Below are 24,820 nucleotides of genomic sequence, written 5' to 3'. Positions count from 1 at the left end.
GTGCCGCCGCCGGGTGACAGCGCAGTCCAGGGCCGGCGGCAGGCGGGAGCGCGGCTGCCGGTGCCCTGGCGGCCGCATGGCGATGACGAAGGTCTGGCAGGGAGGGAACGATGAGCCGATCGCTGTTCGGGGCCTGGGGTGCCGCTCTGCCGCAGGAGTCGTTCGCCCGTGCCGTCGCCGCCGCGGCCCTGCTCGGTGTCGGGCGCGAGCATGCGCCCCCGCTCGCCGCCGCGCGCAGCCTGGGCGCCGCCGCTGGCGAAATCGCCGTGTTGCGGCTCGAGCGTCTCGCTGCCGTGTTGTCGGCGATCGCCGACGGTGGCCTCGCTCTGCCGCCGGCAGAGGAATTCGTCGCTGCCTGGCAGGGCTTCAGCGAGTCCCGGCCGGCAGCAGGCAATGGCGGGCGCCCGCTGCTGCGGCTCGAGATCGAGCCGCCATCCGGCGCCGACCGCTGGTCGATGATGCCGGAGCTGCCGTGGCTGTTCGGACTGCTCCTCGGCAATGGCGGCGATCTCGCGAGTTCGGCCTACCTGCGTCTCGACGGGCCGCAGCGAGCGATCTGCTGGGACTGGCCGCTGCGCATCGCCATCGTCGGCGACACGCGCGCCGCGGATCTGGCGGCCGCGCTGGCGGCCAGCCGTTGGCCCGAGCTGCTGCGCATCGTCGCGCCCGGCGAGGATTGCCAGTTGCTGTTGCTGCCGGAGGATCTGCGGCGCGGCCTGGCGCGGGTGCTACAGTCGACGCGACGATTGCGCGCCGCCAGCGTGCTGGTGCTCGGTGGCGCCGGCACCGTTGGCGAGCGCATCCTGCCGCTCGCCGCTGCCCTGTGCGCCGAGGTGTCGGCGGGTGGCGTCGGCGTTGCCGCGGTCGAGCGCGAGCGGCAGGGCGAGTCCATCGAATCGCTGCTGGCGCACCTCGCCCGCGATCTGCCGTTCGACGTTGCGCTGCAGCGGGCGCTGCCGGCGGCGCAGGATGAGGCCGGCGGCGAACCGGCGCTGCTCATCGCCTCGCGCCGGCTGGCAAGCGAAGCTCGCCTGTCGGCGGTGGCGCAGCGGCTGGCGCAGCAGGTCGATCGGCTGCTGTCGTCAGCCCGGTCACCGGTCGGCGGAGCCAGCGCACGGTCGCCGGCGGACGGCAGCGGCGGGCCGCTCGGCGACGAGGTGGCGGCGCTGGCACGGTCGCTGGCCGCCAGTACGGCACGCACCTCGTGGGCGGACGATGCCGGTGAAGCCAGCGAACTGGCTCGCCTGCGCAGTGCGCTCGCGGGTCGACTCGGCGGATCGCGCGGGGAACAACTGACGGCGCAGGCGGCGGCCCGCGACGGCGCCGGCGATGCCGCGAGCGGGGTCGGCGAGCAGCGGCGGCTCAACGGCTGTGTCATCGACGTCAGCGACGCGGCCCGGCCGCTGCGCGTCGAGGATCGCCTGGCGGTTGACCGGGCCTACGTCATCGATCTCGACATCGGGCTGCCGCGGGCGCAGGTGCTCAGCGCCCCGGAGGTCTTTCCGAGTGGCCGTCTGCCACCATCGGACGCCGGTCACTGGCTCGACCTCTTCTTCGTTCCGCTGGTACGCGGCGCCAGCGGCCGCCTGCACACGCCGCAGCAGGGGCGCCTGTTCCTGCCGGCGGAGGGCGACAGCCAGGCCTGTCGCCTGAGCTTCCGCACGCATGGGGTGCGTGACGAGTACCGGGCTCGCATCCTGATCGTCCATGAGACACGGATCCTGCAGACGCTGATCCTTTCCTCGCCGCTCGCCGGAACCGACGGACGACTGGCGTTGACCGTCGAGAACCGGGTGGCGGCGTCCTTCGACCCGTCACCGGCGGCGCCGCCATTCGATGCCGCCATCGTCGTCAATCACGCGGCGAGTGGCCAGGCGGGCTTCACCACCGTCGTCGGCAGCGAGGTCAGCTTCCGCGAGCCGCTCGGCATCGACCGGCTGGTCGACGAGGTCAAGGCGCTGCTTTCCGCCGAGGCGAGCTTCACGGCCGCGCGCGGCTCGCTCGACGATCCGGCTTTGCTGCAGCTCTTCGACGCACTCGCGCGTTACGGGCGTTCGCTCCTGAAGGCGATGCCGGCGCCATTGCAGGGCCGGGTGCCCGAGGGGGCGCGCATCCAGATCGTCGAGGCGCGTGCCGGTGCCTGGCTGCCGGTCGAGATTCTCTACGCCGCACCGCTGCCACAGGCCGGCGCGACCCTCTGTCCGAACGCACGCGCGGCGCTGCTCGGCGAGGGCAGCCATGAGCAGTGTGCGCACCGCGACGATCGCAGCGTCCACTGTCCGTTGCGTTTCTGGGGGCTTAGCTGCGTCATCGAGCGGCAGCCGGAAATGGCGGCGACGAGCGCAGCGGACTACACGATCAGCCTGCCGCGGCCTGGTGGCGATCGCCTCGATGTCCTGCGTTCGGTGCTCGTCGGCGCCAGCAAGCGGGTGCGGGCGCAGGATCTCGGCGACCCCGGCGGCCTCCTCGACGCCGTCCGCCAGTCCGCGAAGAGCGCGCGGACGGTGCGCGACTGGGCCGAATGGGAGCGGGCGATCGCCGCGGATTCGCCGTCGCTGCTCCTGCTGCTGCCGCATTCGCAGGAGGACCCGGCGCATCCCGGGATCAGCGGGCTGGAGATCGGCGGTGTGCTGCTGACCCGTCCCGAACTCGAGAGCTCGTACGTTGCCGGGCCGGCCGCGGCGGCGCCGGTGGTGCTGTTGCTCGGCTGCAGCACGCAACTCAGCGAGGTGCCTTTCCTCAACTTCGTCGAGGCGTTCAAGCGCGAGCGCGCCGCCCTGGTGATCGGCACGCTGGCGACGATCCGCGGCCGGCGCGCCGTCACCTTCGTCGCCGAATTGCTGGCGGCGCTGCAGGCGGCGGCTGGCGGCGATGAGAGTTTCGGCGAGGTCTTTCTCGCCACGCGGCGGCGCCTGCTTGCCGGTGGTGACGGCTTCGCCCTGAGCCTGACCGCCTATGGCGACGTCGGCTGGCGGTTGTGAAGCGGCGCCACGAGCGCCGACGAGGAGTGACGACATGTATCGCATCGAACTGTTGCCGGCCGAGTACGGCGACGCGATCTGGCTCGAGTACGGTCAAGGGCGGCGGATCAATCGCCTGTTGATCGACTGTGGCACGGCGGCGGTCTACCCGCGCATCCGCGAGCGCATCCTGGCGCTGCCGGAGGGCCAGCGCCACTTCGAGCTGCTGCTGGTGACGCACGTCGACAACGACCACATCGGCGGCACGCTCGCCCTCCTGCGCGAGAGTGCCCGCCTCGGCGTCAGCTTCGGCGAGATCTGGTTCAACGGCTACATGCACCTCAGCCCGGGCGGCGTCGTCCCGGCTGCCGCAGACGACACGCTCGGGCCGCTGCAGGGCGAGGAGTTGAGCGACCTGATCGTCGCCCACGGTCGCCAGCGCTGGAATGCCGTCGTGCATGGTGGCGCGCTGCTGGTGCCGAAAAGCGGACCGCTGCCGCAGCTGACCCTGCCGGGCGGCATGCGGCTGACCCTGCTGTCGCCGTACCAGGAGCAGCTCGACGCGCTCCGGCCGGCCTGGGAGGCGGCGTGTCGCAAGGCGGGAATCGTCCCCGGCGTCGCCACTGCCGACGACGCCGGTCGTCTCGATGAGGACGATGCCACGCCGGAGGCGGACGATCTGCTCGGCGACCCGGATCCGGAGGAACTCGCGGCGCGGCCCTACAGGGCCGATCGCGCACGTCCGAACGGCTCGAGCATCGCCCTGCTGGCCGAGTACGCCGGGCGCCGCGCACTGCTCACCGGCGATGCCTTCGCCGAAGTGCTGCTCGCTTCGCTGGCGCGGCTGCCCGGCAACGGCGGTGGCCGCCTGGCCGTCGACGCCTGCAAGCTGTCGCATCATGGCAGCCGTGGCAACACCAGCAGCGAACTGGTGCGCGCCCTGCACTGTCGCGACTGGCTGGTGTCGAGCAACGGCAAGCAGTTCCGCCATCCCGATGGCGAGGCGATCGCACGCGTGCTGCGTGACGGCGGCGGCGACGTCCGCCTGCACTTCAACTACCGCAGCGAGTTCAACGAGATGTGGTCGTCGAGCGCCCTGCAGCGCCGCTACCGCTACGCTGCCAGCTACCCCGCCAGCGATGCCGGCGGCATCGGGCTCGACCTGTCGCGGCGACGTCCTCGTTGAGCCGCCAGCCGCCGGCGCCGCTGCCGCCGATGAAAACTGCGCCGCGCCACAGCCTGCTCGAGGACGTCCAGGCGCTGGCGGCGGCAGCCCTCGTCGGGTCGCTCGGCCTCGGCCTGCTCAAGCAGGCCGGGCTGATCACCGGCGGCACGGTCGGACTCGCCTTTCTCGCCCACTACGCCAGCGGCATCAGTCTGGGCACCCTGTTCCTGGCGATCAACCTGCCGTTCATGGCGCTCGCCTGGTTCCGGGTCGGCCACGCCTTTGCCGTCAAGACGCTGTGCGCGATCACCCTGCTGTCGCTGGCCACCGACCTGCTGCCGCGCTGCGTCAGCTTCGCCGGCGTCGACCCGCTCTACGCCGCGGTCATGGGCGGACTGCTGGCCGGCATGGCGATGATCATCCTTTTCCGTCACCAGGCCAGCCTCGGTGGGCTGAACATCGTCGTGCACTGGTTGCAGGAGCGTTTCGGCTGGCGTGCGGGCTACCTCCAGCTGGCGATCGATCTGGCGATCATCGCTGCTTCATTGGCCATGCTGCCGCTCGAGCGAATCCTCGTCTCGTTGCTTGGCGCGGCGACGCTGAACCTGACGCTGGCGATCAACCATCGACCGGGGCGATACATGGCTGCCTGAGCCGGGCCGCCTTACAGGTGGCGATCGCCGGCAGCAGGGAAGCGAATTCCGGTCCCGTCGCGCCGGGCGGCCGGCGAGCCGCCGGCGAAACGCGGCGGCGCGTTGCCGGCAAGGCCGCGCAGCGCCAGCACTTCGTTGCCGACCAGCGCCGCGAGAACCAGCGCGCCACCGGTCAGCGTGCTGCCGCTCGGTTGCTCGCCGGCACCGAGCCAGGCCCAGGTGACGCCGAAGACGACTTCGAGCAGTCCGAGCAAGGCAATCTCGGGAGCCGCCAGTTCGCGCGACAGGCGCACCACCAGCAGGCAGGGAATCGCCAACTGGACGACGCCAAGCAGCGCCAGCAACGCCAGATCATGCGGCGTTGCCTGCAGCGGATGGGCGAGCGGCAGGGTGCACGCGGCCGAGAGCACGGCGCCGATGAAGACCGCCGGCAGCATGTCCTGCGGCACCGCCGCGTCTTCGCTGCGGCGGCGATGTCCGACATGCTGCAGGGTGGTGAAGTTGAGCGCCGCCGCAACGGGCACCGCCAGCGCGACGATGCTGCCGGTCAGCGACAGGCCGGTGCCGGCTTCCTGGCCGAACATCCAGGCGATGCCGGCGCCGGCCGCGGCAATCGCCAGCCAGGTGCGGGCCGGCAGCCGGTGCTGCAGGAACAGGCGGGCGAAGAGGGCGGTGATCAGGGGCCCGATGGCCATCGCCACGAGGACATTGGCGACGCTGGTCAGCGTGATCGCCAGCATGAAGGCAGTGAACATCACTGCCCAGCAGACACCCGAGCACCAGAGCGGCCAGCCGCCGTCGACCAGGCTGCGCCACAATCGCCGGCCGCGCAGCAGGCTCAGCGCGCAGCCGAGGGCGAGGGCGTTGAACAGGCTGCGCCAGAAGGTGACCTCGAAGCTGTGGACGCTGTCGAGGTGGCGCGCGACGACCCCGGCGATGCTCCAGAGCAGGGTGACCAGGATCATCAGGCTGACCGCACGAGCGTGCGACATCGGCACTCCTTCAGCCGCTGGCGTCGCGCAGCGGTGGTGAAAGCTCGGCATTGGGCCGTGTTTCCCCGTTCGTCAAGAAGGCATCGTCGCCCCCCGGCGCGGCGCGGTGGCCGCAGCCGTAGCGCCGGTGGACGAGGTAGCCGCCGGCGCCGCTGGCCAGCGATTCGACCAGCGCGTAGCTGTTCACCTGCCAGCGCACTTCGGCGGCGGCGACAGGCGGGATGCTGCCGGCGGCGCGGCGGGCCAGCGTCACGTGCGGCCGGAAGCGGCGCCTCTCGGGGATCAGGCCGAGCGACCGCAGTGCGTCGCCGAGGCGGCCGTGCAAGGCCTGCAGCGCAGCCGCCGGCGACCCCGAACGCAGCACGACGAGGCCGTTCGGCCAGATCTCGGCGCGGTCGAGGACGAGTTCGAATGGCTCGAAGGCGACCTGCAGGCCGTTGCCCAGCTCCGCCAGTCGCTGCCGTGGCAGCGAACCGAGGAAGTGCAGCGTCAGGTGCAGGCGCTCGCCGGCGATCGCTGCCGCCCCGGGTGGCCACGACCACTGCTGTTGCCGGTGCAGGAGTGCGTCCCTTTCGGCGACCGCCGGCCAGACGGCAAGGAACAGCCGGCACCCTGCGGCCGCGTGTTCGGCGGCGGCCGCAGGGGCGGCCGGCCGCTGCGGCCGGGATGCGGTCCTGCCGCCCGCCGCATCGTCTGGCATGACTGGCCTGCCGGTCTTTGAGGCAGCTGTCGCGATACGCGGAGGCTGGAGCGCCGTCGCCGTGCCCGCGCCTACTTCGTTTTCTTGCCCTTGCCGCCCTGCGCTTCCTGGGCACCCTGGACGCCCAGGTTGCCGCCGGTACCGAGACCGCCCTTGACTTCCTGTGCCTTGTAGTTGCGCACCGCGCGCACCAGGTTGTTGTAGGAATCGGTGAAGGCGGCAACGATCACCTTGCCTTCGGCAGTGTTCGTATAACCACCGCCGCCGGCACCGAAGCCGCCGCCGAAAAGCGCCCCCATGGCGCCGAAATCCATGTTGCGCGCGCTGCCCTCGGCTGCCGCCAGTTGCACGCCCGAGCGGTTGTCGACCAGGGTCAGCAGCGTGCTCGCCTCCTTGACATTCACCGCGCCGGCGACCGCGCCGAGTACCCCGGCGCCACGGCTCAGGCCGCCCAGGCCACCGCCCATGCCGCCGGCGTTGTTGTTGCTGAAGGTGATCGTCGGGCTCATCGTGTAATCGGCCGAGACCATCTGCCCCTTGCCGAACTTCGAGCCCCGGCGCAGCTCGCCGCTCTGCTCGAGGGCGCGCTCCTGCATCATGTTGTTCATCGCCCGGCCGCGGTCGACGACGACGAAGCAGTTCGACTGCTGGATCAGCAGCTTGAGCACCGGGCTTGTCGATCCCAGTTTCATCTGCCCGGTCAGGATGCCGTACCAGGGAGCGTTCGTGTCCTCGTAGACGGCCACCGTGCCGAGCGAACTGGCACATTTCTCGAGCTGGCTGCTGGCGTTCTCGGTGGTCGAGCCAGCGGCGGAACCGGTGGCGGTCGTCTTCGCGTCGGGCGAGCCCATCTGCATCTGGGCGCAGCCGGCGAGCAGCAGGCCGGCGGTGGTGGCAAGTGCGACCCGTGCAGAACGCTGCGGACTGGGCAAGGGCATCGGTACTTCTCCTTTCGATTCGCTGATGGTGACGTCAAGGGCTGCTGACGGCTGCCAACTTCCCCCCGGAACGGCATTATGCCCAAACACCCGCCGTCTTGCATCTGCACGCCGCGGCCGCGGGATCGGGCGCCTGCCCGTTGCCGCGGCCGGTGGTGGGGCCCGCATCGGGCTGGTGCACGTGCTCCGTCTTCGCTACGCCAGCCGCGTGCCGCTGCGGCCATCGCGGGCCAGGGCAAGACGCGCATCGGCGGCGGTCCAACTGGGAGGGCGGGCGGGCCGTCGCGGGGTGTCGAGGGGTTGACAGCGCTGTCCCGCCTGTGGATAATCCGTGCCGCTCCTGTCCGGCGGTGGCGGTGCGGCCATCGGCGAGGCGCCTTTTCCGGGCGCAGGCAGGCGTTGTACGCGGGAATAGCTCAGTTGGTAGAGCGATACCTTGCCAAGGTATAGGTCGAGAGTTCGAGACTCTTTTCCCGCTCCAGATTGCGAAGGGAAAGTGCCGCAGGCGCTTTCCCTTCTTCCATTTCGGGGCAGGTATAATGGCCTGCGGCGCCCGGGTGGTGGAATTGGTAGACACAAGGGACTTAAAATCCCTCGGCCTTGCGGCCTTGCCGGTTCGACCCCGGCTCCGGGTACCACGTCCACGTCTCTTGTTGCGCGCTTCGCGCTCCGGGTCCCGATGATCATCTTTGACCTTGCATGCCGGCACGACCATCAGTTCGAGGGCTGGTTCCAGTCACGCGAGGATTTCGACAGCCAGCTGGCAGCCGGTCTCGTCAGTTGCCCGCATTGTGGCTCGGTCGAGATTCGGCGCGTGCCGTCGACGGTGCATCTCGGACGTTCCGGCACGCAGGCGGATTCGCCTCGCCGTCCACCGCCGGTCGCTGCGCCGGCAGTCGGTGGCGGTGCCGGGTCGCTGCCGGCCCTTCGCCATCTGACGGAGATGCTGCTTGCCCAGTGCGAGGATGTCGGCGACGAGTTCGCCGCGGAAGCGCGGCGGATTCATTACGTCGAGGCGCCCGAGCGTTCGATTCGTGGCGTCGCCACTGCCGAGGAATATGAGGAACTGCTCGACGAGGGAATCGAGGTGTTCCGTCTGCAGCGGGTGAAGGCGGGTGATCTGCACTGACGGCCGCGCCGCGGCTGCTGTGGACAGCCGGCGGCACGGCACGAGCTTGCCCGGCAGCGGGGACCGATTGCCGCCTGCCGGCGGCGCCAACTGGTGGGAGGGTCACTGATGATCAAGTCGCGTGCTGCGGTTGCCTGGGCTGCCGGGCAGCCCCTGGAAATCACTGAGGTCGATGTCGCCGAGCCACGTCAGGGCGAGGTGCTGGTGCGCATCGTCGCCTCGGGCGTCTGCCATACCGATGCCTTCACGCTCTCCGGGGCCGACCCGGAAGGCGTCTTCCCGAGCATCCTCGGACACGAGGGCGGCGGCATCGTCGAGGCGATCGGCACGGGCGTCAGCTCGGTTGCCGTCGGCGACCATGTCATTCCCCTGTATACCCCCGAATGCGGAAAGTGCAAGTTCTGCCGTTCGGGCAAGACGAACCTCTGTCAGGCGATCCGCGCGACGCAGGGCAGGGGACTGATGCCGGATGGCAGCAGCCGCTTTTCGCGGCACGGCCAGACGATCTTCCACTACATGGGGACGTCGACCTTCTCCGAGTACACCGTGTTGCCGGAGATCTCGCTGGCGAAGATCGCCCGCGATGCCCCGCTGGAGAAGGTCTGCCTGCTCGGCTGCGGCGTCACCACCGGCATCGGCGCCGTGCGCAACACCGCCAAGGTCGAGCCGGGAGCGACAGTGGCCGTCTTCGGCCTCGGTGGCATCGGCCTGTCGGTCGTCATCGGCGCCGTCATGGCCGGTGCCGCGCGCATCATCGCCATCGACACCAACCCGGCCAAGTTTCCCATCGCCCGACAGCTCGGTGCCACCGACTGCATCGATCCGGCCGAACACGCACGGCCGATCCAGGAAGTGATCGTCGAACTGAGCGACGGCGGTGTCGATTACTCGTTCGAATGCATCGGCAACGTCTCGGTCATGCGTGCCGCCCTCGAATGCTGTCACAAGGGGTGGGGCGAGTCGGTGATCATCGGTGTCGCGGGCGCCGGCGAGGAGATCTCGACGCGGCCCTTCCATCTGGTGACCGGACGCGTCTGGCGGGGCTCGGCCTTCGGTGGTGTGCGCGGCCGCTCCGAGTTGCCGGGCTACGTCGAGCGCGCGCAGCGGGGCGAGATTCCTCTCGACACCTTCATCACCCACACGATGGGTCTGGCGGACATCAACCGGGCCTTCGAGCTGATGGCCGCCGGCCAGAGCATCCGTTCGGTGATCCTGTTCTGAGAGGTTGTGAAGAAATCGTCGCGAGCAGGCCGAGATGCAAGGCGCGATGGAGCGAACGACGAGACATATCAAGTGGATAGGCGAGGAGTGAGCGACTGGGCAACGCAGCAGATCGGTCGCGCAGTAGATTTATTCACAACCTCTGAGCCGCCCAAGGCGGCAGCCGGCGATCAGCGCAGGGTCTCCCAGCTGGCAAAGGTCGCCGCCTGCCCGACGCACGTCGCCGCGTCGGTGACGAGATTCCAGACCGTCGCGCCGGAGATGCGGAAGCGCTCGCCGCTCGCCGCCGTAATCGGCGATGAAGCCGTCGCGGGCAACGCGATCGAGCAGCCGCTGCCGTTCCTCGCGCGCCAGCGGTTCGGCGGAAAGTCGCGACGGCAGGCGGACGATCTCCCGCCACGACATCGCGAACAGTTCCTGCGCGGCGAGGTTGGCGTAGAAGAAGAGCGGATCGGGCGCTGCATCATGCGCCAGGACGATGAAGGGCGCGCCGTAGAGCCGCCGCCCGAGATCGTCCGCCGTGCGGCCCGGCAGGAGCTCGCGGTGCAACAGGCGTGCATGGCTGGCGACGATGAGGCGTGCGCTTGCCTGCTGGAAGCCGTTGGCTGCATCGGGCTCGCTGCGGTCGAAGAGGGCAGCCGTCATCGCCGTCCAGCCGTTCGCCGGCACTTCACGACCGGCTCAGCCCGTCGTCGCCGGGAGCGCGACGCCGGTGGGCGGCAGCGCCGCCAGGGCCTGCGTCGCCGCGCCATGTAGATCGCTGCGCGCCTGGTCGGTGGTGCCGCCGCTCGGGTCGGCGAGCCACTGGTAGCGGGCCACTCCGAGCGGCCGATTGGCGAGCGCGATGTCGCGCGCCGCCAGCGCACGGATCAGCTCGAGGTAGCCGAGCGGACACTCGCTCGCCAGTTGCCGTGGCCCACCAGCGGCGTGCGTCTGCGAGCGGTTGACCCAGCTCGCCATGCGCGACGGCAGCTCGGCAAGCTGCGGCGCGCTGGCGGCGGCGCAATGGCAGAGACGCGTCGCGGTCGGTAGCTGCAGTTCGCCGAGCAGGCGGTCGCCCGGCGGCAGCTCGTCCGTCGCCTCGAGGGCGATCAGGGCGTCACCCGTCGCGCCGCGCGTGCGCTTCCGGCGGACTCGCCGGGACATCTGGTCGGGCTGCAGTTGCGGCGCGAAACCGAGGAACTGCTGGTCGACCGACCACGCCGGTCCCGCCTGCGTGCCCGCAAGGCAACGGGTCGACGGGAAGGTCTCGGGCCAGCACGGAAACGCGCTCACTCCTCGCCGATCCATCTGATGGGTCTCGACCTTCGCTCGCTCGCGCCTGCCATCCCGGCCTGCCCGCGACGATTTCCTCACGAGCGCTCAGGCGGCGACGACGACGCGGTTGCGTCCGCCGCGCTTGGCTTCGTAGAGTGCGGCATCCGCCGCCTCGATCAGCTCCTGGCTGTCCCTGGAGCCGCTCGACAGGTTGGCGACGCCGATGCTGAGGGTGACGGGAATCGCCTGCTGCTCCCAGATGAAGGCGTACTTCTCGACCACGGTGCGGATGCGCTCGGCGATCTGCGCCGCAGCGCGGATGCTTGCATTCGGCAGGACAGCAGCGAACTCTTCACCCCCGTAGCGGAAGACCAGGTCCTCGACGCGCGAGGCGCGCTTCAGCAGGTCGGCGAGCTGGCGCAGGACGGCATCGCCGGCGGCATGTCCGTAGCCATCGTTGATGCGCTTGAAGTGGTCGATGTCGAGCAGCAGGCAGGCCATCGGCAGCCCGTTGGACTGGGCGAATGCCCACTCCGAGGCGAGATAGTCGAGGCCGTGGCGACGGTTCGGCAGCTGCGTCAGGGCGTCGGTCAGCGCGTCCCGCAGCAGGCGGCGGTGGGTGACGGCGAATTCGTCGGTCGAGCGCATGATGCCGCGTCGCTCACGCTGGATTTCTTCGCGCAGCAGCAGCATGCGCGTCGCCGTGTTGAGGCGGACGCGCAGCGTATGGATGCCCACCGGTTTGACGAGGACGTCGTCGGCACCGGCGTCGATGGCTTCGAGGACGTGTGCTTCACTGCCCGGCGAGGCGAGCAGCAGTGCGTAGCTCTCCTTGCCCGCCGGCGTCTGGCGCAGGATGCGGCAGAAGACCGCCGGTTTCAGTCCGGGCATGGCCATGTCGGCAATGACGATCTGGGCTGGCTCGCGGAGGACCTGCTTGAGGTCGTCGATGTGGCTGTCGACCAGCACAGGCTGGTGGCCGAGGCTTTCGATCTGCTGCATCAGCGTCGGCAGTTCCGCCACCGGGATGCCGACCAGTTGCACGTGCAGGCGCGGCGCGCCGAGGCTGCCGTCCGGTTCCTGGGTGGCCGGGCTGACCCGCCGGCTGGGCGGGCTGGCCGCCAGGATCTCGGCGAAAGGGGGCATCTCGTGCGTGCGCACCTGCAGCATGGCGCCCCACTCGCGCCAGCGACGGACCGTCCGGTCAGCCATGTCGTTCAGTGCGTCACCGCTGATGCCGAGTCGCGCAGCACGAGTCAGGAGGCCGGGCAGCAGGCTCCAGCGCGCATCCTCTTCGGCCATGCAGACTTCCGCCAGCGCGCGCGCGAAGTGCAGCGAGTGGGTCAGCGTCTGCACCCGCGAGCCGTCGCGAAAGCCTGCGAGGTCCGGCTGTTCGTGATGGTAGGCGGCCTGGATCAGCAAGTCCGGCAGACCCCATTCGGCGAGCATCGTCGCGCCCAGCTGCTGGTGGTCCATCTCCAGGCAATCGCGTTCGAGGCTGGCGAGACTGGCGCCGCCTTCTTTCGCCTTGAGCAGGATGACGGAGTATTCTTCCGGGTAGAGCGAGGCCATCGCCAGCTCGCCGACGCGCGCCAGCAAGCCGATGGTGAATAGCTCCTCGCTCGAGATCTGGGCAAACTGGGCGAGTTCCTGGCAGGCGATGGCAGTTGCCAGCGAGTGTCCCCAGAAGGCACCGTAGTCGAAGGCAGAACACTGCCCGCTGCTGTGCGTATGCATCACCGACAGGCTGATCACCAGCTCGCGCACGCGGAACGCGCCGAGGGCAACGATCGCCCGCTGCAGGGAGACGATCGGTCGCGTGCGGCCGAAGGCGGCGGCGTTGGCGAACTTCAGCAGGCGGCCGGCGATCGCCGGGTCGGACTGCACCAGTTGCACCAGATCGGGGACGCGAAAATCGTCACGCTGCAGCAGCTTGATGATCGAGAAGGCGACACCCTTGGGTGAAGGCAACTTGCCCGTTGCCTTCATCGAGTCATAGCGCTGTGGGGGGACGAAGTGGATCAAGCAGGCCTCAGGTCCGGGGTGTGCGCGCGATTATGCTACAAAACCGGACGTACCGCCGGAACGGGGGCTACTGTCCCGGCTGTCGTGTGCGCTCGCTGCCACGACGGCGACGGTCGCCGGCTCGAGTGCGGCGTCGCGAGGGCATAACGTCCGCACATGGCGCCATGTGTAGCTATACTTGCGCCGGTGCGCGCGAACTGCATGCCTGCAAGGAGGGGTCAAGAATGAGATCAGTAGTCGGCCGGGAGGCACTAACCGGCGCCATCGGCGCCTTTCTGCTGCTGTCGGCGGATGCCGCTCGGGCGCAGGAACCGCCGCCGGTTGCGGCGGTGGCGGCGGCTGAGACCGCGGCCGCTGCAGCAGCGCCGCTCCCGCGGCAGCCTTTCCGTCGCAGCATCGAGGATGCTGCCAACCTTGCCGGTGGGCTGGCCGTGAGGTTGGGCAGGGCGACCTATCGCGAAGGCGAGCCGGTGACGCTGAGCATCGACGTGCCGCGCGCCGGTCATCTGAACCTCGTCAGTGTCGGCCCGGACGATGTCGCGACGCTGATCTTTCCGAATCGGCAGCAGACCGACAACCGAGTGGCTGCAGGAACATTCCGCATTCCGGGCGAGCCACCGCAGTCGCCGGAGCTGTTGGCGAAGCCTGCCGGGGTGACGCTGCTGGCCGCCTTTCTCAGTCAGGAGCCACTCGACCTGCAGCCGAGTGGCAGCGGACCCGACGGAGCGTCGGCAGCGGACGACGCGTTCGCGCGCCTGCTGCCGGCAGCCCGTACGCAGATCGAGAAGCTGGCGGCGCGGAGCTTCACCGGCCTGCCACGGACGGCTCCGTTGCAGGGCGGGGTCTCCTATTTGCTGGTGTGCGCGCCCGCTGGCACCTGCGACGTGGCGAGCCTGGCGCCGGCGACCGGTTCGCCGCCGCCCGCCGAGCGGCTGACGCCGGGTCTGCTGCTCGAAGGCGAGATCGACCTGGCGCTGCCCAAGGGGGCCTGGCTGCGCCGCATCCCGGAGAAGGGCCAGCGCCTGACGCGGCTGTCGGAAGGTTTCGTGCCCCGCCTCTACACCAACGCCGACAACCATTGCAGCATCGGCTACGGGCACGTGGTGCGGCAGGAAGCCTGCTCCGGCGCCGAGCCAGCGGCGCTGCGCCGCGGCATCAGCGAGGCGCAGGCGGAGGCGATGTTGGCCGAAAACCTGCGGCGCGCGCAGCGGGCGGTGATGAGCCTGGTGAAGACCCAGCTCAGCGACGGCCAGTACGCCGCGCTCTGCGACTTCACCTACAACGTCGGTGCGACCAAGCTGCAGAACTCGACCCTGCTGAAGCTGATCAATGCTGGCGAGCATGACCGCGTCCCGGCCGAACTGCGGCGCTGGACCCTGGTCATGGGCAAGGAGCATCGCGGCCTGAAGCTGCGTCGCGAGCGTCAGATCGGGCTCTATTTCGAGGGCCAGCCGGTGCCGAGGACGCCGCCGGGAGACGGTCCGGCGACGGCCATCGATATCCGGGTCGGCGGCTAGACGGGAATCGCGGGCGCGGCCGATTCTTGATCGGCAGCAAAGCTGCGGGCCGCGGGTGTTGCGTAACATGCGCGGCATGAACGAGCGCAGCTCCGGTCGCCAATGAGCCTGCTCGCCTCCTGGCTGGCCGAGGCTGCGGGCGAACATCCGCACGCCTGCGCCCTGCGCACGGCGGCTGGCGAATGGGCGTACGGAGAGCTTCTGGCACTGGCCGGACGGGGCGCAGCCTGCCTGCGGCGCAGCGGCATCGCTGCTGGCGGGATCGTCGGCTGTGCCGCCGCTGCACCGGATCTGGCGCTGGCTGCCGTGGCCTGCTCGGCGGCGGGGGCGGCGCTGCTGCCGCTCGACCCACTGACCGCCGCTGCCGCCTGGCCACGCCTGCAGGAGCTGGCAGGCGGGCGATTGCACTGCCTGCGCACACCCTCCGGCGACTGGCCGCCGGATCGGGCACCGCCGGCACCCGCCGTCGACGCCGACGGGCTGGCACTGGTCATCGCCAGCAGCGGCAGCGAAGGCGAGCCGAAGGCGGTGATGCTGACCGCCGGCAACCTCGCCGCCGCGGTCGCCGCGTCGCAGCGGCGCCTGCCGCTGACCGCCGGCGACACCTGGCTCGGCTGCCTGCCGCTGCACCACGTCGGCGGCATCGCGCTGCTCTACCGCTGCCTGCGTGCCGGCGCCACGCTGCTGCTGCACAGCCGCTTCTCGGCGCCGGAAGTCTGGCGGGACATCGACGAACAGGCGGTCAGCCACATCTCGCTGGTGCCGGTGATGCTGGCGCGCCTGCTCGACGTTGCCGGCGGCCGACCGCCGCCGGCGAGCCTGCGACATGCGCTCATCGGCGGCGGCGCCCTGTCCCGGCCACTCTGCGAGCGGGCGCTGGCGACTGGCTGGCCGATCCGCCCGAGCTGGGGTCTCAGCGAGAGCGCGGCGCAGGCGGCGACGCTGCTGCAGCCCGGGCTGGGCTGGCGGCCCGGGCTGGTTGGCGAGTTGCTGCCCGGACTCGCCGTGCGCATCGCTGCCGACGGGCGCATCTGCCTGCGCGGTGCGCAGGTGATGGCCGGTTACCTCAATCCGCAGCGGCGCCCGGGCCTCGGCCTGGCCGACGGCTGGCTGATCACCGGCGATCTCGGCGACATCGATGCCGCTGGTCGCCTCAGCATCCGCGGCCGCGCCGACGAGCTGCTGGTCAGTGGCGGTGTCAATGTCCATCCCGCCGAGGTCGAGGACTGCCTCGCCGCGTGTCCGGGGGTCCGTGACGTGGCGGTGACGGCGACCAGCGACCCGGAATGGGGCGATTCGCTGCTGGCGCTGGTGGTCGGACAGCCCGACCTGCAACTGCTGCGCGACTGGTCGCGGCAACATCTGCCGACCGCCAGGCGGCCGCGGCGATTCCGCTGCGTCGACCGCCTGCCGCGCAACGCCATGGGCAAGCTCGAACGGGCGGCACTGCGTCGCCTGGCTGCGGAGGATGGCTGATGCCACGCCGGCTGCTCGACGCGGCGCAGATCGCCTTGCTCGGCCACCGGCTGCGCGCCTTGCTCGTCGGTGCGCGCAGCAACGACCTACTGAGCATCAGCCTCGACCTGGGTGGCGGCGACGAGGACTGGCTCGGTGTCGACGACGGCGCCTGGCCCGGCGTCGACCTGGCGCGCACTGCCTGCCACTGGTGGGCTGCGCCGGCCACCGCCGGCGGCCGCGAGTACCGCCTGGCGATCGGTCGGGTGATCGACTTCCGGAGCACCGGCGAGGCGCGCTTTTCCGCCCTGCAGGCTGCTTTCGCCGGGCTGCAGGCGGTCTGGCGGCACGACGACCCGCAGTCGACCGGAAGCAGCCCGTTGGCGCACTTCGGTTTCGCCTTCGCCGGTGAGGGCGCCGACGGCTGGCCGAACGCTCGACTGGTGGTGCCGGCGATCCTCCTGCAGAGTGCTGGCGGGCGGCGTACGGCGACCTTCAGTTGCGTCGCTGCCGCTGGCGAGACGGCAGTCGCGGGGTGGCTCGACGCTCTGCCGTTGCGTTCGCTGCGGCCGTCGCGGTCGCCACCGCTGCTGCTGCCGGAGACGCTCGGGCCACTTGCCGAGCAGGCTTTCATGGCCCGTGTCGCCGCCGCGCTGCGGGCGATCGGCGAGGGTCGCCTGGACAAGGTCGTTCTGGCGCGCAGCCGGCGCTGGACCACCGGCTACGCGATCGACCTGGCGCCATTGCTCGCGACGCTGCGTGACCGGCATCCCGGGTGCACGATCTATGGCATCGCCCACGCGGGCGAGAGCTTCGTCGGCGCCACTCCCGAGCGCCTGCTGGTCCTGCGGCGGGGTGCGGTGCAGGTGGACGCGCTGGCCGGCACCGCCTGGCATGCTGGCGGCAGCGGCAGGGCAGCATCGCCATCGTTGCTCGACGCCAAGAACCGGTGCGAGCAGCAGGTGGTGGTCGACGCCGTGTGCGCCGCGCTGTCGCCCGCGTGCAGCGCCCTGTCGGCACCGCAGCCGGCCGAAGTGCTGCATTCCGGCGGCCTGCAGCACCTGCGGACGACGGTTCGCGGTTGCCTGCAGCCGGGTGTGGCCTTCTTCGAACTGCTCGCCGCCCTGCATCCGACGCCGGCCGTCGGTGGCTGGCCGGTGGCCGCCGCCGGCCGCTGGCTGCGGGCGCACGGCGAACGGCGCGGCGCCTGGTACAGCGGCGGCATCGGCTGGCTGGATCGCAGCGGGGATGGCGACAGCGTCGTCGCGCTGCGCTGCGCGCGGATCAAAGGCCGGCAGGCCGAACTCTTTGCCGGCGCTGGCATCGTTGCCGGTTCCGATCCGGCGCAGGAGCTGGCCGAGACCGAGGTCAAGCTGGCGGTGATCGCCGACGCGTTGCGGCACGCACGCTGCCGCCGGCCGCTTGCCGAACGGGCGGCCAGCGCGTGACGCAGCCGCAAGCGCACGGCCTGCTCAACCTGCGTTACGCGCAGGCTCTGGTCGATGGCCTGCGCGCGGCCGGCCTGCGCGACCTCGTCCTCTCGCCCGGCTCGCGCTCGAGCCCACTGGCGCTGGCTTTCCTGCGCCAGCCAGCGATCAGCAGCCATGTCCTGGTCGACGAACGCAGCGCCGCCTTCCTTGCACTCGGCATCGCCAAGGCAGCCCGGCGGCCGGTGGCGCTGCTTGCGACATCGGGTTCGGCAGTGGCGAACTGGTTGCCGGCGGTCGTCGAGGCCGACCTCGCCGCGGTCCCCCTGCTGCTGCTGTCTGCCGACCGGCCGCCGGAGCTGGTCGGTTGGGGCGCCAGCCAGACGATCGACCAGCAGCGGCTGTTCGGCGCCCACCTGCGCGCCTGTCATGCGCCCGGGCCACCGGCGCCCGACTTCGCGGTCGACTACCTGCGCAGTCTGGCAAGGCGCGTGCTGGGCGAATGCTGCTCGCCGCTGCCCGGCCCGGTGCAGCTCAATCTCGCCTTTCGCGAGCCGCTGCTGCCGGCCGGCGCGCTGGCCACCGGCGACGTCACGGGTGGGCCGGCGGTCCTGGCGGTGGGCCGGCCACGCCTGCTGCCCGACCGGCAACTGGTGGCGGACAGCGGGGCGGCGATCAGCGGCCGGCCAGGAGTCATCGTCTGCGGCGGTGACGACAACCCGCCTGCTTTCGCCGCAGCGGTCTGCGCGCTGGCGCGGCAGCTCGACTGTCCGCTGCTCGCCGAACCGCTGTCCAACCTGCGTTTCGGCGGCCACGATCGCAGCCGTATCTGCGTCCATTACGACGCCTTCCTGCGCCCGCCATCGCCGCTTGCCGCCAGGCGACCCGAATGGCTGCTGCGCTGCGGCAGCTTTCCCGTCACGCGGACGCTGCAGGAATGGCTGCGCGCGAACCGCGACGCGCGGCAGATCGTCCTCGCCGCCGACGGCCGTTGGCGCGACCCGCTGCACTGTGCCGCCGTGCTGATCCAGGGCGATCCGCTGGCGGTCCTTGACGACTGGCAGGCGATGCCGCTGCGGGCGGCGGCGCCCGATTGGCGCGGAGCATTCCTGCACGCCGAGCGGCAGGTGGCCGCGCTCGCTGCCGCCTGGCGTTCGCGGGACGACTTCGAGGGCGCGCTGATTCCGGCGTTGCTCGACGAGTTGCCCGCCGGTCATCGCGTCTTCTGCGGCAACTCGCTGCCGATCCGCGATCTCGATGCGTTCTCGGGCGGCGGCGAGAAAGTGCTGCAGTTCTTCGGCAATCGCGGCGTCAGCGGCATCGACGGCAACCTGTCGACCGCCCTCGGCGTCGCCAGCACGGGCCCGTGCGTCGCGCTGCTCGGCGATCTGACGCTGCAGCACGACCTGGCTGCCCTGGCCGCCGCCGGCGGTCGCGACATCGTCGTCGTCGTCATCAACAATGGCGGTGGCGGCATCTTCGAGTACCTGCCGATGGCGACCCTGCCGGAGTTCGAGCGCGCCTGGCTGACGCCGCAGAAGCTCGATTTCGTCGCCGCCGCGGCTGCCTTCGGCGTTGCCGGCGAGCGCTGTGCATCGCTCGGCGGGTTCGCCTGCGCGCTGCGGCGCGCGCTGCAGCGCGGCGGGCCGACGCTGCTGGAGGTGCCGATCGATCGCCGGCGCAGCGTCGCGCAGCACCGGGCTTTCTGGCAGGAGGCGGCGGCTGTTGCCGGCGGCCTGCCGGCGATGCCCTGATCGACTCGCCGTCGGGGCGGCGGGTCATCGCCCCGTTCGACCCCAGCCGCGTCGCGGTCAACCCGTTGCAGGTTGGGAAAACGCCTTCTCGGCCATCCCGAGCGACCAGGCGCGAGCGAACCACGAGACCGGTCGGATCGCTCGTCGAGTCCTGACGGCGATGGCGCAGCCTGGCTCGATGTCGCACGATCCTGGCGGATCGGGATCTGCCGCGAGTCATGTTGGGAAACGCGATTCCACCTGATAGACTCGCATCCATTTTTGATCGACTTGAGACGCATCCGATTGGGCAGCGCGGACGTCATGACCACAGAACCATGGATTTTCGTCGAGCTGGTCGCCCGGCATCTCGATGTGACCGAGGACACCGTCTACCGCTGGCGCAAGCACCGGGAGTTGCCGGCGCATCGCGTCGGGCGGCAGAGGAAGTTCAAGCTGTCCGAGGTGGACGACACGGTGCGCGCCGGGGCGCGGATGCTGGACAAGGCACGGGCGGCGGCGCCGCCCGCAAGCACTGAAGCTCGCGAGGCGCCATGCCCACATTGAACTGGATCGGCAAGGAAGCCGTCGTCAGGCATCACAAGGAAGTGCCCTTCCGCCTGCTGGAGCCGGTGCCCGACCTCTCCTGCGGCGAAAGCGGAAGCGGCAACCTCATCGTGCAGGGCGACAACCTGCACGCGCTCAAGGCACTGCTGCCGCGCTATGCCGGCCAGGTGAAGTGCATCTACATCGACCCGCCCTACAACACCGGCAACGAGGGCTGGGTCTACAACGACAACGTCAACAGCCCGGAGATCCGCAAGTGGCTGGGCGTGGTGGTCGGCAAGGAAGGCGAGACGCTGGACCGGCACGACCGCTGGCTCTGCATGATGTATCCGCGACTGGTGTTGCTGAAGCAGTTCCTGCGCGACGACGGTGTCATCTGGGTGTCAATTGACGATGCAGCGGTACACCTGCTTCGCGCGTTGATGGATGAGGTTTTTGGAGCGTCAAAGTTCATCGCGTGCAACGTCTGGCAGAAGCGCTATTCCCGTGAGAACCGAGAAGCCATTGGCGATGTGCATGAGTACCTGCTCGTTTACGCGATGAACCCTTTGAAGTTCAAGGACACGCGCAACAAGGTTCCCATCGATGAGAAGCAGGCCAAGGTCTACCGCAACCCGAATAACGACCCCAAGGGTCGTTGGCGACCCATTCCCATGACTGCGCAAGCCGGACACGCGACCGAGGACCAGTTTTATGTCATCACAGCCCCGAGTGGGAAGAAATTCAAGCCGAGTCCCGGTCGCTGCTGGGGCCTGGCGGAAGCGACATTCAACAGGCTCAGAGCCGAGGGGCGCATCTACTTCGGGAAGAACGGAAACTCACAACCAAACGTCATCCGCTACCTGAGCGAGGTCGAAGGGGTAGTGCCTTGGACGTGGTGGACACACGAAGAAGTGGGGCATACAGACGAGGCAACCAAGGAACTCATGGGCATCTTGGGAGGCGTCAGCAACTTCGACACCACGCCCAAGCCTTCTCGGCTCATCCAGCGTCTGCTGCAAATCTCCACGGATGAGGATTCGCTCATATTGGACAGCTTCGCTGGGTCCGGCACCACCGGTCACGCATCCCTGCGCCTCAACAGCGCCGACGGGGGCTGTCGGAGGTTCATCCTCGTGGAAATGAGCAGCGATATAGCGGCACCTGTTACTGCGGAACGAGTGAAGCGGGTTGCTCAAGGCTTCCAAGGCCCAAAGGGTGAGGCGATTGATGGTCTCGGCGGCGATTTCCAGTTCTGCCGCCTCTCGGCGGAGCCTCTGTTCGACGCCGACGGCCAGATCCGCCGCGACGTGTGCTTCGCTCAACTGGCAGAGTTCGTCTGGTTTGCCGAGACCGGCACCGGCTACGCGGGCGCCGCCGATTCGCCACTGCTCGGGGTGCACGAGGGCCGCGCCGTCTACCTGCTCTACAACGGCATCCTCATGGACCGTTCGGTTGCCGGCGGCAACGTGCTCGCCGGCCCCGTGTTCGATGTGCTGCCGAAGTTCGCCGGCCCCAAAGTGATCTACGCCGCTGCCAACCGCATGGGTGGCCGCGCGGCCCGCGAGGGCATCACCTTCAAGCAAACCCCTTACGCGCTGGACTTGTAGCGATGCCCGTTGGGCTCAAGGTCATCATCATCGCCGGCCCCAATGGCGCGGGAAAGACCACCTTCGCCCGCGAATTCCTGCCCAATGAGGCGGGCTGCCCGGTGTTCGTGAACGCCGACCTGATCGCGGCTGGACTGGCGCCGTTCGCACCCGAGACGGCTGCCCTGCAGGCCGGCCGTCTGATGCTGCAGGAGTTGGCCCGGCATTTCGCGGCCCACGAGAGTTTTGCCTTCGAGACCACGCTCGCCGGGCGCGGCTACCTGCGCCACATCCGCGCCTGGCAGGCGGCGGGCTACCGCGTGAAGCTGATCTTCCTGCAACTCGACACCCCCGAGGCGGCCATCGCGCGCGTCGCGCAGCGGGTGCGGCAGGGCGGACACCACGTTCCGGAGATCGCGATCCGAAGACGTTTTGCCGCCGGCCTGGAACACTTCGAACGCCTGTACGCGCCGCTGGTCGACGCCTGGGCGCTGTATGACAACGCGGGCGCTCAGCCCGTGCTGCTCGACTGGAGCGAGAAGCCTTGAACCCGCGACCCATTGAAACCGCCCGCGATGCCGACCTGCGCCTGTCGGGGAGTGCGCTGCAGCGCGCCGCGCAGAGCGCGCGCGCGTTTGCGCTGCAGACCGGCACCGCCATCGTCATCAGCCACCGGGGTGTGGTGCAGACACTCACGCCGCAGGCGCCGGGATGGCAGCCCGCCGAGGCCGTGCAGGAGCTCCCCGCCCCCTATCAGGGCAAGCCATGACGACGTTCGCCCCCAAGACCTACCAGCAGCAGGTGCTCGACAGCGTCGAGGCCTATTTCAAGGCCTGCCACGAGCTGCCGTCGCCGGCGATCGCCTTCACCGCCACCACGGAGCGCCTGTGGGGTCGTGGCAGCGCATACAACCCGCTGTCGGGCTTTCCGCCCGACATGCCGTACTTCTGCCTGCGTGTGCCCACCGGCGGCGGCAAGACCTGGCTGGCCGCCAGGAGCGTGGCGCTCGTCAACATGCACCTGCTGCGCTGCGAGCACAGCGTGATCCTGTGGCTGGTGCCGAGCAAAGCCATCCGCGAGCAGACCCTGCGCTCCTTGCGCGACCGCCTGCACCCGTATCACACGGCGCTGCGCGAAGCCGGGCCCATCACGGTGATGGACCTCGACGAGGCCAGGAGCGTGACCCGCGCGACGCTGGACACCTCGACCGCAATCGTCGTCGCCACGCGGCAGGCATTTCAGGTGGAGGACGAGGAGTCGCGCAAGGTCTACCAGAGCAGCGGCGCGCTGATGCACCACTTCGACAACCTGTCGCGCACGCAGCGCGACGGCCTGTTGAGCGAAGGTGAGGGCGCCGAGCGCACGACTCCCTGCTCGCTGGCCAACGTACTGCGCCTGCGCCGGCCCTTCGTGGTGGTGGACGAGGCGCACAACAGCCGCACGGAACTGGCCTTCGACATGCTGGCGCGCTTCGGCCCCGGCGGCGTCATGGAGCTGACCGCCACGCCCGACCTCGAACGTACGCCGAGCAACGTCCTGCACAGCGTTTCCGCCGCCGAGTTGAAGGCGGAGGAAATGATCAAGCTGCCCGTCGTGCTGGCGACCGAGCCGAACTGGCAGCAGTGTCTGGCCGACGCCGTTGGCCGGCGCAACGCCCTGCACGAGCTGGCCGATGAGGAACGCCGCGCGGGCAGCTCCTACCTGCGACCGCTGGTCCTGATTCAGGCGGAGCCACGACGCTCGGGGGTGGAGACACTGCACACCCTGCGCGTGAAGAACGAGCTGATGACCAACCACGGCATCCCGGCCAGAGAGATCGTCGTCGCCACCGGCGAGGAAAAGGGGCTGCAGCAGATCGACGCCGACTACAAGCTGGGCGTTGCCGACCCGGCCTGCCCGGTGAACTTCGTCATCACCCAGAAGGCGCTGGCCGAGGGCTGGGACTGCCCCTTCGCCTACATCCTGGTGAGCGTGGCCTCGCTCTCGTCGGCCACGGCGGTGGAGCAGTTGCTCGGGCGCGTGTTGCGCCAACCCGGCGCCAGTCATCGGCAGGCCACGGCGTTGAATCAATCCTATGCCTTCGTGGTGTCGCACAACTTCGCCGACACGGCAGGCGCGCTGCGAGACCGACTGGTGGCAGGCGCAGGGTTCGAGCGACGCGAGGTGGCCGAGTTCGTCGCCGCCGCCAAGTCAGGGCAGGGCCGGCTGGACCTGGATGGTCACGCCGGGCGCGTCGTCGTTCGGCCGTTGGCGATCACATTGACCGAGAAACCCGATCTCAAGAGCGTGCCCAAGCCGGTGCGCGACAAGGTCACTTGGGATGGAAGGCTCAACACGCTGACCATCACGACGCCGCTGACCGAGGACGAGGCTGATGTGCTCAAGGCCTCGGTCAGCAGCGATTCGGCGGCCGCGGCCATTGTCGAGGCAGCCGCGATCAGCCGTACCACGGCCACTGATTTCTTCCAGACAGCGGCCGAACTGGGGGAGCGCTTCCGCGCGCCACAACTGGCCTTGCGCGTGCAGGGTGAGCTGCAACTGTTCGACGACCCGGAGCTATTGGACTATCCGTGGGACTTGTCAACGTACGACGCCGCGCCGAATGGCGCCGAGATCACGGCATTGGGCGCGGGCCTCAAGGTCTCCGAGGGCGGCGAGATCGATGTCGATGACGCCAGCGGCCAGGTCATCTCGCGCTTCCTGCCCGACCTGCAGCGCGATCTGGGCCTCGTCTATCCGCCTCAGCACTGGGATGAGGTGCGTCTCGCAACGTGGCTGTGCCGGAACCTGCCGGAGCCTTCACTCACCCACGCCAGCAAGCAAGCCTTCGTGGCCAAGTGGCTGAGCGAACTGCTGCGCCGCGAGGGCTTCACGCTCGCCCGTGCCAATCTGCAGAAGTTCCTGCTGCGCAACCTGTTGGAAGCGCGCATCCGCGATCTGCGCCGGCAGGCGGTGGGCAAGGCGTTCCAGCAGGCGCTGTTCGGTGATGCCGCAGCGTCGCGCGTCGCGGTGACGGATCAATGCGCCTTCGAGTTCCCGCGCCAAGGCTACGCGCCCAGCCGTGACTACGACGGCCGTTTCGGGCACTTCGCCTTCCGCAAGCACTTCTATGGACGCCTCGGCGACTTCGACAGCAAGGAGGAGTTCGAGTGTGCCTGCTGGCTGGACGTTCAGGCGCAGCAGGGGCGCATCTGTTTCTGGCTGCGCAACCTCGTTCGGCGCGCAGGCACTTCGTTCTTCCTGCAGAAGGCCGACGGGCGCTTCTACCCGGACTTCCTGTGTCAGCTTCCGGGTAGCGCAGACCAGCCCGGCCCGATCCTGGCCGTCGAGTACAAGGGCGCGGATCGCTGGGCCGGCGCGGAGGACGACCGGTTGATCGGCGGCCTGTGGGCGAACCTGTCCGAGGGGCGCTGTCGCTTCGTCATGGTCAAGGACAAGCGGTGGGAGTGGATCGAGGAGAAGCTATCCCCATCGCTGGTTCGACAGGACTGATTCCGCGCGTTCGTCGCCCGG

19 protein-coding genes, 2 tRNA genes and 1 pseudogene are annotated in these 24,820 nt (G+C 69.7%); 16 read left to right on the top strand and 6 right to left on the bottom strand.

Features of this window, described 5'->3' with window-relative positions; all coding sequences use genetic code 11:
- Positions 1-110 precede the first annotated feature (110 nt).
- The 3 genes from NFW30_RS13725 to NFW30_RS13715 are packed head-to-tail and all read left to right on the top strand — an operon-like array spanning position 111 to position 4,778.
- Positions 111-2,981, top strand: coding sequence for a hypothetical protein (locus NFW30_RS13725; RefSeq protein WP_295356281.1), 2,871 nt, complete (start codon positions 111-113; stop codon positions 2,979-2,981).
- Between the two features lie 34 nt (positions 2,982-3,015).
- Positions 3,016-4,146 (top strand): MBL fold metallo-hydrolase, encoded by a 1,131-nt coding sequence (locus NFW30_RS13720; protein WP_295356280.1) that lies wholly within the window; start codon positions 3,016-3,018, stop codon positions 4,144-4,146.
- Positions 4,147-4,175: 29 nt separating this feature from the next.
- A complete protein-coding gene (locus NFW30_RS13715) occupies positions 4,176-4,778 on the top strand; it encodes a YitT family protein (protein ID WP_295356278.1) in 603 nt (200 codons plus the stop codon).
- Between the two features lie 11 nt (positions 4,779-4,789).
- Here NFW30_RS13715 and NFW30_RS13710 read toward each other — a convergent pair whose 3' ends face one another.
- The 3 genes from NFW30_RS13710 to NFW30_RS13700 form a co-directional block, all read right to left on the bottom strand.
- Positions 4,790-5,770 carry a DMT family transporter gene (locus NFW30_RS13710; protein ID WP_295356276.1) on the bottom strand — a complete coding sequence of 327 codons (981 nt, stop codon included), beginning with the start codon at positions 5,768-5,770 and terminating at the stop codon, positions 4,790-4,792.
- 10 nt (positions 5,771-5,780) lie between these two features.
- Complete coding sequence (gene thpR, locus NFW30_RS13705; protein ID WP_295356274.1) at positions 5,781-6,470, bottom strand: RNA 2',3'-cyclic phosphodiesterase; 690 nt, start codon at positions 6,468-6,470, stop codon at positions 5,781-5,783.
- Between the two features lie 71 nt (positions 6,471-6,541).
- Complete coding sequence (locus tag NFW30_RS13700; protein ID WP_295356272.1) at positions 6,542-7,408, bottom strand: CsgG/HfaB family protein; 867 nt, start codon at positions 7,406-7,408, stop codon at positions 6,542-6,544.
- A gap of 405 nt (positions 7,409-7,813) precedes the next feature.
- Between NFW30_RS13700 and NFW30_RS13695 the strand changes: the two genes are divergently transcribed.
- The 4 genes from NFW30_RS13695 (at position 7,814) to NFW30_RS13680 (ending at position 9,758) form a co-directional block, all read left to right on the top strand.
- Positions 7,814-7,889 (top strand) — tRNA-Gly (locus tag NFW30_RS13695).
- Between the two features lie 70 nt (positions 7,890-7,959).
- Positions 7,960-8,046 (top strand) — tRNA-Leu (locus NFW30_RS13690).
- 41 nt (positions 8,047-8,087) lie between these two features.
- A complete protein-coding gene (locus NFW30_RS13685; protein ID WP_295356270.1) occupies positions 8,088-8,537 on the top strand; it encodes a DUF1178 family protein in 450 nt (149 codons plus the stop codon).
- 108 nt (positions 8,538-8,645) lie between these two features.
- Positions 8,646-9,758 (top strand): S-(hydroxymethyl)glutathione dehydrogenase/class III alcohol dehydrogenase, encoded by a 1,113-nt coding sequence (locus NFW30_RS13680; RefSeq protein ID WP_295372287.1) that lies wholly within the window; start codon positions 8,646-8,648, stop codon positions 9,756-9,758.
- A gap of 170 nt (positions 9,759-9,928) precedes the next feature.
- On the opposite strand, the pseudogene NFW30_RS13675 reads toward NFW30_RS13680, so the two are convergent.
- From NFW30_RS13675 to NFW30_RS13665, 3 genes and pseudogenes are all read right to left on the bottom strand, one after another.
- Positions 9,929-10,403, bottom strand: a pseudogene (locus tag NFW30_RS13675) (MEKHLA domain-containing protein).
- Between the two features lie 36 nt (positions 10,404-10,439).
- On the bottom strand, positions 10,440-11,033 hold the full coding sequence (locus NFW30_RS13670) for a hypothetical protein (protein ID WP_295356266.1): 594 nt from the start codon (positions 11,031-11,033) through the stop codon (positions 10,440-10,442).
- An 87-nt stretch (positions 11,034-11,120) separates the two neighbouring features.
- Positions 11,121-13,040 carry an HDOD domain-containing protein gene (locus tag NFW30_RS13665; protein ID WP_295356264.1) on the bottom strand — a complete coding sequence of 640 codons (1,920 nt, stop codon included), beginning with the start codon at positions 13,038-13,040 and terminating at the stop codon, positions 11,121-11,123.
- 224 nt (positions 13,041-13,264) lie between these two features.
- Here NFW30_RS13665 and NFW30_RS13660 point away from each other — a divergent pair, with 224 nt between their 5' ends.
- The 9 genes from NFW30_RS13660 (at position 13,265) to NFW30_RS13620 (ending at position 24,799) form a co-directional block, all read left to right on the top strand.
- On the top strand, positions 13,265-14,557 hold the full coding sequence (locus NFW30_RS13660; RefSeq protein ID WP_295356262.1) for a DUF4384 domain-containing protein: 1,293 nt from the start codon (positions 13,265-13,267) through the stop codon (positions 14,555-14,557).
- Between the two features lie 102 nt (positions 14,558-14,659).
- The gene (locus NFW30_RS13655; protein ID WP_295356260.1) at positions 14,660-16,033 is read left to right on the top strand and encodes a fatty acid--CoA ligase family protein; all 1,374 of its coding nucleotides are present in this window, start codon (positions 14,660-14,662) and stop codon (positions 16,031-16,033) included.
- On the top strand, positions 16,033-17,460 hold the full coding sequence (locus NFW30_RS13650; RefSeq protein ID WP_295356258.1) for an isochorismate synthase: 1,428 nt from the start codon (positions 16,033-16,035) through the stop codon (positions 17,458-17,460). The genes NFW30_RS13655 and NFW30_RS13650 overlap by 1 nt, the downstream gene beginning before the upstream one ends.
- The gene (gene menD / locus NFW30_RS13645; RefSeq protein WP_295356256.1) at positions 17,457-19,193 is read left to right on the top strand and encodes a 2-succinyl-5-enolpyruvyl-6-hydroxy-3-cyclohexene-1-carboxylic-acid synthase; all 1,737 of its coding nucleotides are present in this window, start codon (positions 17,457-17,459) and stop codon (positions 19,191-19,193) included. The genes NFW30_RS13650 and menD overlap by 4 nt, the downstream gene beginning before the upstream one ends.
- Before the next feature lie 303 nt (positions 19,194-19,496).
- Complete coding sequence (locus NFW30_RS13640) at positions 19,497-19,739, top strand: helix-turn-helix domain-containing protein (RefSeq protein WP_295356254.1); 243 nt, start codon at positions 19,497-19,499, stop codon at positions 19,737-19,739.
- Entirely contained in the window at positions 19,727-21,328 is a 1,602-nt protein-coding gene (locus tag NFW30_RS13635; RefSeq protein WP_295356252.1) for a site-specific DNA-methyltransferase, read from the top strand. Before NFW30_RS13640 ends, NFW30_RS13635 begins: the two co-directional genes overlap by 13 nt.
- A gap of 2 nt (positions 21,329-21,330) precedes the next feature.
- Positions 21,331-21,855: an AAA family ATPase gene (locus tag NFW30_RS13630; protein WP_295356250.1), complete on the top strand. Its 525-nt coding sequence runs from the start codon at positions 21,331-21,333 to the stop codon at positions 21,853-21,855.
- Positions 21,852-22,076: a hypothetical protein gene (locus NFW30_RS13625; RefSeq protein WP_295356248.1), complete on the top strand. Its 225-nt coding sequence runs from the start codon at positions 21,852-21,854 to the stop codon at positions 22,074-22,076. Before NFW30_RS13630 ends, NFW30_RS13625 begins: the two co-directional genes overlap by 4 nt.
- Complete coding sequence (locus tag NFW30_RS13620; protein ID WP_295356236.1) at positions 22,073-24,799, top strand: DEAD/DEAH box helicase family protein; 2,727 nt, start codon at positions 22,073-22,075, stop codon at positions 24,797-24,799. Before NFW30_RS13625 ends, NFW30_RS13620 begins: the two co-directional genes overlap by 4 nt.
- Positions 24,800-24,820: the final 21 nt, after the last annotated feature.

Source organism: Accumulibacter sp., assembly GCF_023806635.1.
In the GTDB taxonomy this organism is placed as follows: domain Bacteria; phylum Pseudomonadota; class Gammaproteobacteria; order Burkholderiales; family Rhodocyclaceae; genus Accumulibacter.
Note: the sequence above shows the minus strand (reverse complement) of the source record. Positions and strands in the feature narration are given on the sequence as shown.

Coding starts and splice junctions, on each gene's coding strand:
- NFW30_RS13710 (WP_295356276.1), bottom strand. CDS start 5,770: ATGTCGCACGCTCGTGCGGTCAGCCTGATGATCCTGGTCACCCTGCTC.
- NFW30_RS13715 (WP_295356278.1), top strand. CDS start 4,176: ATGAAAACTGCGCCGCGCCACAGCCTGCTCGAGGACGTCCAGGCGCTG.
- NFW30_RS13700 (WP_295356272.1), bottom strand. CDS start 7,408: ATGCCCTTGCCCAGTCCGCAGCGTTCTGCACGGGTCGCACTTGCCACC.
- NFW30_RS13660 (WP_295356262.1), top strand. CDS start 13,265: ATGAGATCAGTAGTCGGCCGGGAGGCACTAACCGGCGCCATCGGCGCC.
- NFW30_RS13640 (WP_295356254.1), top strand. CDS start 19,497: ATGACCACAGAACCATGGATTTTCGTCGAGCTGGTCGCCCGGCATCTC.
- NFW30_RS13655 (WP_295356260.1), top strand. CDS start 14,660: ATGAGCCTGCTCGCCTCCTGGCTGGCCGAGGCTGCGGGCGAACATCCG.
- NFW30_RS13650 (WP_295356258.1), top strand. CDS start 16,033: ATGCCACGCCGGCTGCTCGACGCGGCGCAGATCGCCTTGCTCGGCCAC.
- NFW30_RS13680 (WP_295372287.1), top strand. CDS start 8,646: ATGATCAAGTCGCGTGCTGCGGTTGCCTGGGCTGCCGGGCAGCCCCTG.
- NFW30_RS13685 (WP_295356270.1), top strand. CDS start 8,088: ATGATCATCTTTGACCTTGCATGCCGGCACGACCATCAGTTCGAGGGC.
- NFW30_RS13620 (WP_295356236.1), top strand. CDS start 22,073: ATGACGACGTTCGCCCCCAAGACCTACCAGCAGCAGGTGCTCGACAGC.
- NFW30_RS13725 (WP_295356281.1), top strand. CDS start 111: ATGAGCCGATCGCTGTTCGGGGCCTGGGGTGCCGCTCTGCCGCAGGAG.
- thpR (WP_295356274.1), bottom strand. CDS start 6,470: ATGCCAGACGATGCGGCGGGCGGCAGGACCGCATCCCGGCCGCAGCGG.
- NFW30_RS13630 (WP_295356250.1), top strand. CDS start 21,331: ATGCCCGTTGGGCTCAAGGTCATCATCATCGCCGGCCCCAATGGCGCG.
- NFW30_RS13635 (WP_295356252.1), top strand. CDS start 19,727: ATGCCCACATTGAACTGGATCGGCAAGGAAGCCGTCGTCAGGCATCAC.
- NFW30_RS13720 (WP_295356280.1), top strand. CDS start 3,016: ATGTATCGCATCGAACTGTTGCCGGCCGAGTACGGCGACGCGATCTGG.